This window comes from Vibrio sp. 1731 (assembly GCF_033339955.1).
GTDB classification, from domain to species: domain Bacteria; phylum Pseudomonadota; class Gammaproteobacteria; order Enterobacterales; family Vibrionaceae; genus Vibrio; species Vibrio alginolyticus.
In genome coordinates this window covers 1-11699 of the sequence record NZ_JAWOVO010000044.1, presented here as the reverse complement: position 1 = coordinate 11699, position 11699 = coordinate 1, and the positions used below count along the sequence as shown (strand labels likewise).

Here is an 11699-nt window from a genome sequence, read left to right as displayed (position 1 = left end):
GGTGCCTAGAACGACTACGTTATTTCCCATCTTTCCAAGTCTGATTGCTAGTTAAAAATGGATTCTAGCACCGAATCACGCTTCTTGCAGTCATTTTTTGTTCACAGAGTTACTACCAGAATGTCATCTTGCCACTTTGTTCATTTTGAAATCAGCATATCACTGATAGTATTTAGCTTTCTCTATTCGACTGGAAAGCGCTATGTCTGAATCCATATGGTTGGCGATTGGGCTCGTCTTGATCGTGGAAGGCATTGGGCCACTGATTGCTCCTAACGGTTGGCGGAATATGGTGGCTCAATTAAGTGAACAACCCAACCATCAGCTACGACGCATCGGTGGCTGCCTAGTAGTTGCTGGATCCGTCATCGCCATCATGATGAGCTAGCACTTAGCATCAGATACAAAAAAGGCTCCCTAAGGAGCCTTTTATTTCAATGAGACGCGGAGATTATTTCTCCATGCTGCCCTTCGACTGGTTCATGTATTGGAAGAACTCACTCTTCGGATCAAGCACCAGAATATCGCTCTTAGAGCTGAAGGACTTCTCATACGCACGTAGCGAGCGTAGGAAGCTAAAGAACTCAGGGTCTTTGTTGTACGCTTCAGCATAAATCTTCGCAGCTTCAGCATCCGCTTCACCTCGTGTCACACGCGCAGTTTTATCAGCTTCAGCTAGAATAGTTGCTACTTCTAGTTCTGCTTGAGCACGAATAACTTCCGCCTTTTCACGACCTTGAGAACGGTGCTTACGAGCAACAGACTCACGCTCCGCACGCATACGACGGTAGATAGACTCACTGATTTCATCAGGCAGGTTGATTTTCTTCATTCGGAAATCAACGACACGAACACCCAAGTCTTTCATTGCGCTTTCGCGCGTGTCTTTCAATACTTCAGACATGATTAGGTCGCGTTCACCATCAATCTCAAGCGCCTCACGAGCCGCTTCAGTTGCGACAACATCGGCACTTGCGTCTTCTGGTAGCACATCATCGTTACGTGGACCAGATACGATCTGTTTGATTTCACGAGCACCGATTTCAGAACGAAGCACGTCCGTCACTTTACGCTCAAGTAGTGCCTCTGCCGTTAGCGAGTTACCACCTCCAGTCGCGAGGTAGTAGCGACCAAAATCTTCAATACGCCACTTCACGTAGGTATCAATGATAACGTCTTTTTTCTCAGACGTTACGAAACGGTCTGCACGGCCATCCATTGTTTGGATACGTGCATCAAGTTGTTTCACACGGTCAAACAAAGGCATCTTGAAATGCAGACCAGGCTCGTAAATTCGAGTGATGTCGTTGTTGTCTTTCAAGACACGACCAAATCGAACCACGATACCGCGCTCACCTTCAGGAATCACAAACAAAGACATCAACATTAATGCCAGTGCGATTACCAGTACAGGGATCATTAACTTACGCATTCTTAGTATCTCCCTTGACGTGAACCTGTTGAACGAGACTGCGTGTTCGAAGTGTCTTCTTGTGTACGATCAGACTCAAGTTGAATTTGATCATAAGTTGAAGATGACTTCGATTTACGTTTGGTATCTGCTTTGCCCTCTTGTCCCGCCAACTTATCGATTGGAAGGTAAAGAAGATTGCCGCTTGATTCCGAGTCAATCAACACTTTCGAAGTGCTTGAGTACACCTCTTCCATTGCGTCAATGTACAGACGATCACGCGTTACACCAGGCGCTGCTTGGTATTCTGGTAGTAGTTTTTCGAACTGTGCTACCTGACCAAGAGCCTCGTTAGTGACACGCTCATTGTAACCTTGTGCTTCTTTCTTCAAACGCTCTGCACGACCCGTTGCCTTAGGCAAGATTTCGTTCTTGTATGCTTCAGCTTCACGAATGAAACGCTCTTCATCCTCACGTGCTGCGATTGCATCATCAAACGCATCTTTCACTTGCTCTGGTGGACGAGCAGACTGGAAGTTCACATCAACAAGTACCAGACCCATATCATAGCTATCAATGATTTGGTTCAGTGTTTCTTGCGTAGTTTGACGAATTTGCTGACGACCACTGGTTAGAATGCTATCCATCAATGAGTCACCAATTACTGCACGTAGTGCAGAATCCGTTGCTTGACGCAAGCTGTCGTCTGCATTGGTTACACGGTACAAGTATTTGTATGGGTCAGTCACTCGGTACTGAACATCCATCGCAACTGTTACAACGTTTTCATCTTTGGTCAGCATTAGACCAGATGCACGTAGTGAACGAATCGCTTGTACGTTTACCGCTTCGTACTCATCAATAAAGCGAGGACGCCAGTTAAGACCTGGGTCTACGATACGATCGTATTTACCTAAACGCAGTACAACACCACGCTCTGCTTCACCGATGGTGTAAAAACCAGCGAAGAACCAAACTGCAACAGCAATCAGAGCAATCACGCCAAAGCCAATTGCACTACCACCACCGCCGCCGATTGGAGAACCACCGCCGCCTTTTTTACCAAACTTGCCGCCCAGCTTTTGACTCAGTTTGTTGAACACTTCATCTAAATCTGGCGGACCTTGATCTCGGCCACCAGGACGCTGGCCACCACGATTATTATTACCCCAAGGGTCATTATCGCGGCCATTGTTGCCGTTGTTATTTCCAGGCTCATTCCACGCCATTAGAAAGCTCCATCATTTGATATGACGTTATACTGTAGCAGTCCTTTAAGTGACTATAAAGCCAGTCAAAACTGCCCCTTCTCTTTTTTCAAGTCTAGACCAATCTACTTGCTGCATTCGAATATCGATCAACAAGTTACCATCCTGGTCATATTCCTCACGTTGAATACACTTCATTTGGAAGAAGGTACTACGGAATCGTCCTTGATACTGTGGAGGAATTCGCAACTGATGCTCGACCATTTGTGACGCCAGACGTTCCGTCAGAGCCTCAAACAGGACATCAATGCCCAACCCATCCATTGCTGAAACCCAAACTGCGCGAGGTACGCCTTCCTCGTCTCGTTCTATACGTGGTTTCTGCGAATCTAGATTGTCGATTTTGTTCATGACAACCAGAGTCGGCACTTCATGCGCGTCGATCTCTTCTAGTACTTCATGAACAGCTTGAATATTCTCACGAAAACGCTCATCACTGGCATCAACAACATGTAACAAAATGTCAGCTTCTTGCGTTTCCTGCAAGGTTGCCTTGAAGGCCGCAACCAAGTCGTGTGGCAAATGTCGAATAAAACCAACCGTGTCTGCCAAGATGGCAGGACCAACATCTGCTAACTCTATCTTACGTAAAGTCGGGTCCAAAGTAGCAAATAATTGATCAGCCGCGTACACGCCAGCTTCTGTAATACGGTTGAAGAGTGTCGACTTACCCGCGTTGGTGTAACCCACAAGTGAAACCGTTGGGATTTCAGCTCGATTTCGGGCGCGGCGCCCTTGTTCACGCTGCTTCGCTACTTTGTCTAAGCGTCGCAGGATGGCTTTGATTCTGTCACGCAATAAGCGACGGTCGGTTTCCAGCTGGGTTTCACCCGGGCCACGTAAACCGATACCACCTTTCTGCCTTTCAAGGTGTGTCCAACCACGAATCAAACGAGTAGAGATATGACGAAGTTGAGCCAGCTCTACCTGTAGCTTACCTTCGTGTGTTCGAGCTCGTTGAGCAAAGATATCGAGAATAAGACCAGTGCGGTCGAGAACTCGACATTGGCACAGTGCTTCGAGGTTACGTTCTTGGGCAGGAGAGAGGGCGTGATTAAAAATCACAATTTCGGCACCCGTTGATTGTACCGCTGTAGCAATCTCTTGGGCCTTACCCTCTCCGACATAGTATTTCGGGTGTGGGGATTGACGACTACCAGTTACCACTTGTAGCGCCTCTACCCCAGCAGAAGAAACCAGCATTTCGAACTCAGCCAGATCTTCCCATTCACCTTCTTGCGTGAAGTTGATATGAACAAGTACGGCTCGCTCACCGGATTCATAACGGTCAAACAAGCAATCAACTCCTTATTTTAAAAATACTCGATGAAGAATTAATCTTCAGATTTCTCTTGTGGACGCTCACCTTGTGGACGTTCACCGCTGTGATGGCTCACTGGACGAGCCGGCACAACTGTTGAGATCGCGTGCTTGTACACCATTTGGTTAACAGTATTCTTCAGCAGGATCACAAATTGATCGAATGATTCGATCTGACCTTGTAGTTTAATACCATTCACAAGGTAGATAGATACCGGGATACGCTCACGACGTAGCGCGTTTAGAAATGGGTCTTGTAGAGATTGCCCCTTAGCCATTTTTATTTTCCTTATTTAATTTGTAGTTGTAATTATTTAGCTAGTGGTGCAATGCAAAAGATACGGCTTTTGCATCTGAGCTAAACGAATCAAAAATGCACTCTAAGTAATTAGCAGCATAGTATAAAAACCGCCAACAACAGATCCTTTGAGAGTGCGTTCACGCAAAAACGATCACATTATACACAGCTATGTCAATCAGATGCTATTGCTTCCGACATCGTTTCTAATGCCTGTTCAATGTTCTCGCTATCCAACCAAGTTAAATCATCCCAGCTGCGTAACCAGGTGATTTGACGCTTGGCCAATTGACGAGTCGCGCATACGCCACGAAATACCGCTTCGTCACGTGTACACTCCCCATCTAAATACTCCCACATCTGTCGGTAACCGACGCATCGTATGGAAGGAAGATCGGGGTGAAGATCTTTTCGCGAATATAACGCTTTCATTTCTTCTTCAAAGCCCGCTTCCATCATCTTCTCGAAACGGAGTTCAATCCGACGGTGAAGTTCTGCCCTATCCTTGGGAGCTATTGCAAACTGCTTGACTCGGTATGGTAGGCTTTCACCTTTCGTTTGAGTCAATTCAGTCAAAGTTTTACCTGAAATGCGAAAAACTTCCAATGCCCGAGATAAACGTTGGGGATCATTGGGATGGATTCTCGCGGCTGACACAGGATCAACCTCTTTGAGTTCATCGTGCAACACTGACCAACCTTTAGTCAATGCCTCTTGTTCAATTTGCTGACGAATTTCAGGATTTGCAGCAGGAAGTGGTGATAAACCTTCAAGTAACGCCTTGTAATACAGCATTGTTCCACCCACAAGAAGTGGAATTTTTCCTTCTGCAACAATATCATTCATCGCTTTCAATGCATCTCGACGAAAGTCGGCGGCAGAGTAAGATTCACTTGGATCCAAAATATCTATCAAGCGATGAGGCGCCAAACTTAACTCTTTTTCATCCGGTTTCGCCGTACCGATATCCATCCCTTTGTAGATCAAAGCAGAATCAACACTGATGATCTCAACCGGAAATTTTTGACGAAGACGAATCGCCAGCTCAGTTTTGCCTGATGCAGTTGGCCCCATTAAAAATAGCGCCAAAGGTAGTTTATCTGTCATGGTTTTAATTTGGCTATCGTGGCAGAGAAATCAACAGCGGATACGAATTTTGTATCTTCTAATGGCAATTGACCATGTCTTAGCTGTTCAAGTTCCGCAATAATTTGAATGGCTTCAGAAAAAGTATAGTGACTCTTCACTGTCGTGACCTGTAATGCGAGCCAATCTATCAACTCAGACAGCATCTGAGCCGCTGCTATACCTTCGTTCACACAAGATTGCGCGTAAGATAACAGATCTGGTACTAAATTTTGTAAGTTTTGTTGACGCAGCGGAGCTGGGACGCCCATCACCATTAAGGCGTGCTCGTTTCTCGCTTTCAATTGAATACCAAGCAATGCCAAATCTTGTTGATAATCTTGGGCCAGTCTCACTAATTCGGCCTCTAACTTAATAGATAGAGGAACAAGCAGAGGTTGTGCCTTGAGTGCACCATCGCTTGGAGAAAGCTGGCCTTTTACACGATAAAATTCTGCTCTAGGTAACGAGACTAACGCCGCCCCACTGTCACTGCTCATCAAAACAAATTGTTCATCGACCACCATCAGCGCTTTGCCTAATGCAGTAATCGATGGCATTGATGTGTGCGAAGTTATCGTTTGGGGCGCTATTGGAGTGACTGCCTGAGCCTCAAACTCTGGCGTTTTCAACAGCTCGTGATAAGCGCGTACTTCTTGTTTAGTTGGCGCTGGTTCTACGTGGCGCTCTTTACTGTGACTTGGCTTTGGTGCAGGTTTGGATTCCACCCAATCATTACGTTTGAATGACTCCACTACGCGCGCCTCTCGCACGGAGGTTTCACTAGGACCGCTATTACGAGGCTTCACTTCATAATCACTGCGTCCAGGATAAGCCGGTATACTATCTATCGCTTGATAAACCCGCTCTGGTACTGGTGAAGATGCTGGCTCTTGTACTTTTTCAGGCTCTGGCGAATGTTCAATCTCTTCGGACTCAGTCGGTTCCACGCGATGAAATGCCGATTCATTCACCTGTGGTTTATCAATCACGGCGCTTTGTGAAAGTGCATCCGTCAAAGCTTGATAGATGAAATCATGCACCAAACGAGCTTGGTGGAAACGCACTTCATGCTTAGCAGGGTGAACATTCACATCTACTTGGTGCGGATCTAGCTCAATAAAGAGCACATACGCAGCGAACTGATCTGGCTTTAAGCTCATTTCATAGCTTTGACGAATCGCGTGATTGATTAATTTGTCACGCATCATTCGGCCATTCACATAGCAATATTGTAAATCGCTTTGCTGCCTTGCTCCCTCTGGCGTGGTAATCCACCCATGTAGCTTTAACCCTTGATGCTCAAGCTCGATTCTGAGCATATGCCGCACAAACGCATTACCGCAGACAGCAGCAATACGCTTTTCGGTTTGAAGCTGATTTTTCGCCGCGCGATATTGACGGATGATCTTGCCGTTATGACGCACATTGATGGTGACATCAAAGCGACTTAACGCAATACGTTTCAATAACTCATCAATATGAGCAAATTCGGTTTTCTCCGTACGAAGAAACTTGCGACGCGCTGGAGTATTAAAAAATAAGTCCAACACCTCAACAGTCGTGCCAATCGGGTGCGCTGCTGGCTTAAGCTTCACCTGCATATCACGCCCTTCGGAGTAGGCACTCCAGGCTTCTTCTTGTGCCGCAGGACGCGACGTGAGCGTCAAACGCGAGACTGAGCTAATACTGGCTAACGCTTCACCGCGAAAACCTAGACTCATAATGGCTTCGAGATCATCTAAGGTATGTATCTTAGATGTCGCATGACGACTGAGCGCTAAGCCGAGTTCATCTTTCGCGATACCTTTTCCGTTATCACGAACACGAATCAGCTTTGCGCCTCCTTTCTCGATATCGATATCGATTCGAGTTGCGCCAGAATCAAGACTATTTTCAACCAGCTCTTTAATCACAGAAGCAGGTCTTTCGACCACTTCCCCTGCGGCGATTTGGTTTGCAAGTCTGGCTGGCAAAATTTTAATCGTCATAATGAGTTAGAAGCTCACCTACTTGTTTGGAATGATCAGGACTTGCCCAACCGCTAGCTGATCAGAGCGTAAGTTATTCGCTTTACGAATGCTCGATACGCTAACGCCGTATTTGGACGCTATTTTGCCAAGGAACTCACCCCGAGAAACCTTGTGCTTACGAATCGGTTTATCTTTTACCGCGACCGTTATCTTCAACTTTTGCCCTACCCACAAGGTATCTGACTTCAAGTTATTCTCTCGGCGGATATCTGAAACCTTCACTTTATAGTGATTCGCAATCTTACCTAAGAACTCACCAGACTTAACCTTGTGCGTAATGGTTTCTGTCTCAACAGTAATCGGTTTACTTGGCACTTTAATCGTACCAGCAGAAGGAATGTTGAGCTTCTGACCAATTGCCAAGCCTGTCGACTTCAAGTTGTTTGCCGACATCAGCGCTTTAGAGCTAAGCCCATATTTGTTCGCGATCACCGATAATGACTCGCCACGCTTTACAATATGTACCATTGGCTTCGCTGAAGGCGAGAACACCGTACCCTCTGGTGGGTTATCTTTTAAGTACTTGACGACCGCCTTAGTGATAGCCTGAGCTAACTTATCTTGGTGCGCTCGTTGAAACAGTAAACGCTCTTCTGTTGGGTTAGAAATAAAGCCCGTTTCCACTAGCACAGACGGAATCTGTGGAGAGCGCAAAACCGCAAGGCTGGTGTTGATCGGTTTGGTGTTATGCAGGTGCGCAACACGTCCCATCTCACCTAGGATTTCTGTTGCCAGCTTATAGCCTTCTTTTTGTGAATGACTAAACTGCAAGTCCAACAAAGTTTGGTTCACGTTACGATCTTTTGTCTTCGTGAAGAACGCATTACCCGAGCCGCCCAATAACTCAGACTGTTTCTCATGGTTCTCGACCCAACGAGCAATTTCGGTATTTGCACGACGAGTATTTAGTACGAAGACCGATCCACCGCGAGGCTTCGGTGAAGTAAACGCATCTGCGTGAATGGAAATCAGCAAGTGCGCATCATTTTCACGAGCAATCGCGACACGACGGTTTAAGTTTACAAAATAATCTCCCGTACGAGTCATGCGCGTTTTAATACCAGGAGTCGCATCGAGCTGAGCAGCAATTTTTCTTGAGATACTCAATACCGCATCTTTCTCGTACTTACGACGTGAAGGGCCAATAGAGCCAGGGTCTTCCCCACCGTGACCAGGGTCGATAACAATTAACACTTCTTGAGCTCGTTGAACTGAACTCATGTCTTTGCTGGCCGCCGCTGGCTTACTCGGTTTAGAGGTCGATGCCTTCTTACCGTGCGGTAAATCAATCACCAAGCGGTGACCATACTGCCCACCTGGTGTTGGGCTTAATTTAAATAATTCCGCTTGAACGCTCTTTTTTAGTTCAAACACCAAACGATAAGTGCCCTTCTCTGGAGGCGAGCTTTTTCGTACCAGTTTTAAAACAGGGCTATCCGTAACAGTAACAGGCAGTTTGGCCTGCATCGTCGTGCTTTTTAAATCCACGACAAGGCGATCCGGCCCTGATAAAGAGAAATAGGAATAGTCAGCTTCCGAGCCTAAATCGATGACAACACGCGTTTCATCAGGTGAAGGCCAAACTCGAAAACTCTTAACGACGTTAGCAAATGCTAAATTGGGGATGAGAAGGAGAAAAGTGGCGACAAACGTCGCCACTACTCTAAAATTTGAAAAACTCAACATAGCTCCAATCGACTGAGTAACTGCACACCATAATCATTATTAGCTGTTAGTTCGGCTACACGTTGCTCACCTTGGTAGCGAATGTTTACATCAAGATCCGGTTGTGGCAGTAAGCCATGCCCTTTTTCAGGCCATTCAACCAAGCAAATCGCATCGTCTGTGAAATAGTCTCGAATCCCCATAAACTCAAGCTCTTCAGGATCCGCAAGACGATAAAGGTCGAAGTGATATACTTGCCACTGATCCAACTGGTACGGTTCGACTAGAGTATAAGTTGGACTTTTCACGTTACCTTGATGACCAAGAGCACGGACAAAACCACGACTAAAGGTTGTTTTACCTGCACCCAAATCACCATGCAGATAAATTGTGGTTTGCTGGGAACAAAGCTGAGCCAAAGCGGTGCCTAGTGCAACCGTTTCATGCTCATCTTTTAAATTGAATTGTTTCGTGCTCATTGATGCTTCTCTAACTAATGATCGTTGACTATATAAAAATCAAAAGAACAGGAATAGTAAACCGTGTTGGTTTTGAGAGACAAGCTTTCAAATGTCATATGTGCGAAAAAAGTATCCAATAAACGGTATCTTAATCATCTTAGTATCGACCTAGATTTAGAATATATGCAAATGACTTCAATAAGCAGTATTCACAACATCAAAAACGTACCTAACTGGGTAGCACCAAAGCCAGAGATCCGTTAAGATCCGCCCCCCTTTATTCCGGTGGTTAACATGAACTACGAACAACTCGCACAACAAATCAAAGTTTGGGGAAAAGAACTCGGCTTCCAAAAAGTTGGGATCTGCGACGTTGATCTGAGTGAACATGAAGCAGCACTACAAAAATGGCTTGATGCAGGCTATCACGGCTCAATGGATTGGATGGCTCGTCACGGTATGATGCGTGCTAGACCCCATGAGCTACTCCCGGGAACCGTTCGTGTTATCAGCGTCCGGATGGACTATCTGCCACCAGAGGCTCAATTCGCTTCGAACCTCGCGAATAAAAGTCATGCCTATATTAGCCGCTACGCACTAGGGCGCGATTATCACAAGCTCGTCAGAAAGCAGCTAAATAAGCTCGGCAAACTTATTGAACAAGAGGTTGGTCAATATGGTTACCGACCTTTCGTTGATTCCGCACCAATATTAGAGCGACCTCTCGCCCAAAAAGCGGGCTTAGGTTGGACCGGGAAACATTCCCTGATTTTAGATCAAGACTGTGGATCGTGGTTCTTTTTAGGTGAACTACTTATCGACTTACCACTACCCGTAGATGAGCCAAGCGTTGATCAGTGCGGTAAATGCAAAGCATGCATTACATCATGCCCAACACAAGCCATCGTTGAAGACAAAGTTGTCGATGCCAGGCGTTGTATCTCTTATCTCACCATCGAGTTCGATGGCGTGATTCCTGAAGAGTTTCGAAAGCCAATGGGTAACCGCATTTATGGTTGTGACGACTGTCAATTGGTTTGCCCATGGAACCGCTACGCCGACATAACGGAGCAAGATGATTTCCACCGTCGTGACAGTTTCAAAAACCCTGACCTCGTCGACATGTTTAACTGGGATGAAGCGACTTTTCTAAAAAATATGGAAGGCTCCGCTATCCGTCGTATTGGTCATATACAGTGGCTACGTAACATCGCTGTCGCACTTGGTAATGCAGAATATAGTCAGCGAATCATAGATGCGCTGGAAAGTCGGCAAGGTGAAAATAAATTACTTGATGAGCACATTAAATGGGCTTTGACAGAGCAACTGAATCAACTCCCCACTGAGAGTAATTCATCTATAGAGACGAAAAAGCAACGCTTAATAAGGATAGTCGAGAAGGGACTGCCGAGAGACGCATAGAGCGTAGTCTATATGCAAGAGATTGAAAGTACTTTTGCATGTTCAATTCATGACCTTGTTCTCAATTTTGTAATGTGGAAAAAAATTTGAGATTCAAGAAAAACAAGCTAGCAGAAAAAAGTTAAACACAGCTCGGAGAAATGACTAGGATCAAAAAAATACCAGTTAATGATCGTATTTTAACGTACTCGATCCGACAAAAAACTTATTTTTTCTTTATATAACAAAGATTTAATTGATATTTCTTTGTTGTTTCAACTTCACTTTAGAGAAAAGATCTTTCTTCCCCATCATAAAAAGTCAAGCTAAAAACACTTTATCAACCAACTTATCCACAGAACGACGTATGTGGATAACTCTGTTAATTAAAGTAGATAAAACACGCGAAGCCTCATCATACTTGTACGTCAGCCGATTCATATCGTGTTTTAAACACAAACGAAATCGTCCGACATCATATGATGCGGATAAAAGTTTAGCTTTTGGGGATTCATGCTTCGCAGCATTATGAAAAGAGCGATGTGATTGGTTGCGAGAAGCAGGCGTTGAATCAAGCGGCGCATCCGTAGACGACTTAACAATTGTATACTAAATAAGTACTCAATCTATCGTCTTGTATTTGGTTGCGGGGGCCGGATTTGAACCGACGACCTTCGGGTTATGAGCCCGACGAGCTACCAAGCTGCTCCACCCCGC

The 11699-nt window shown here is 45.5% G+C and carries 10 protein-coding genes; 2 read left to right on the top strand and 8 right to left on the bottom strand.

Annotated elements, in window-relative coordinates; all coding sequences use genetic code 11:
* The first annotated feature begins 202 nt into the window (after positions 1 to 202).
* On the top strand, positions 203 to 388 hold the full coding sequence (locus R7035_RS24520; RefSeq protein WP_170890889.1) for a DUF2065 domain-containing protein: 186 nt from the start codon (positions 203 to 205) through the stop codon (positions 386 to 388).
* Positions 389 to 451: 63 nt separating this feature from the next.
* On the opposite strand, the gene hflC is transcribed toward R7035_RS24520, so the two are convergent.
* The 8 genes from hflC to tsaE form a co-directional block, all read right to left on the bottom strand.
* On the bottom strand, positions 452 to 1432 hold the full coding sequence (hflC, locus tag R7035_RS24515) for a protease modulator HflC (RefSeq protein WP_005381382.1): 981 nt from the start codon (positions 1430 to 1432) through the stop codon (positions 452 to 454).
* A gap of 2 nt (positions 1433 to 1434) precedes the next feature.
* Positions 1435 to 2640: an FtsH protease activity modulator HflK gene (gene hflK / locus R7035_RS24510; protein WP_017633728.1), complete on the bottom strand. Its 1206-nt coding sequence runs from the start codon at positions 2638 to 2640 to the stop codon at positions 1435 to 1437.
* Between the two features lie 45 nt (positions 2641 to 2685).
* A complete protein-coding gene (gene hflX, locus R7035_RS24505) occupies positions 2686 to 3975 on the bottom strand; it encodes a ribosome rescue GTPase HflX (protein ID WP_005381380.1) in 1290 nt (429 codons plus the stop codon).
* A gap of 38 nt (positions 3976 to 4013) precedes the next feature.
* Positions 4014 to 4277, bottom strand: coding sequence for an RNA chaperone Hfq (gene hfq, locus R7035_RS24500; RefSeq protein WP_005381379.1), 264 nt, complete (start codon positions 4275 to 4277; stop codon positions 4014 to 4016).
* 194 nt (positions 4278 to 4471) lie between these two features.
* On the bottom strand, positions 4472 to 5404 hold the full coding sequence (gene miaA, locus R7035_RS24495; RefSeq protein WP_256901431.1) for a tRNA (adenosine(37)-N6)-dimethylallyltransferase MiaA: 933 nt from the start codon (positions 5402 to 5404) through the stop codon (positions 4472 to 4474).
* Positions 5401 to 7413 (bottom strand): DNA mismatch repair endonuclease MutL, encoded by a 2013-nt coding sequence (gene mutL, locus R7035_RS24490; protein ID WP_262652074.1) that lies wholly within the window; start codon positions 7411 to 7413, stop codon positions 5401 to 5403. Before mutL ends, miaA begins: the two co-directional genes overlap by 4 nt.
* Positions 7414 to 7431: 18 nt before the next feature.
* On the bottom strand, positions 7432 to 9141 hold the full coding sequence (locus tag R7035_RS24485; RefSeq protein ID WP_005381374.1) for an N-acetylmuramoyl-L-alanine amidase: 1710 nt from the start codon (positions 9139 to 9141) through the stop codon (positions 7432 to 7434).
* The gene (gene tsaE / locus R7035_RS24480; protein WP_005381372.1) at positions 9135 to 9599 is read right to left on the bottom strand and encodes a tRNA (adenosine(37)-N6)-threonylcarbamoyltransferase complex ATPase subunit type 1 TsaE; all 465 of its coding nucleotides are present in this window, start codon (positions 9597 to 9599) and stop codon (positions 9135 to 9137) included. The genes R7035_RS24485 and tsaE overlap by 7 nt, the downstream gene beginning before the upstream one ends.
* Before the next feature lie 276 nt (positions 9600 to 9875).
* Here tsaE and queG point away from each other — a divergent pair, with 276 nt between their 5' ends.
* Entirely contained in the window at positions 9876 to 11003 is a 1128-nt protein-coding gene (queG, locus tag R7035_RS24475; protein WP_005381370.1) for a tRNA epoxyqueuosine(34) reductase QueG, read from the top strand.
* Positions 11004 to 11699: the final 696 nt, after the last annotated feature.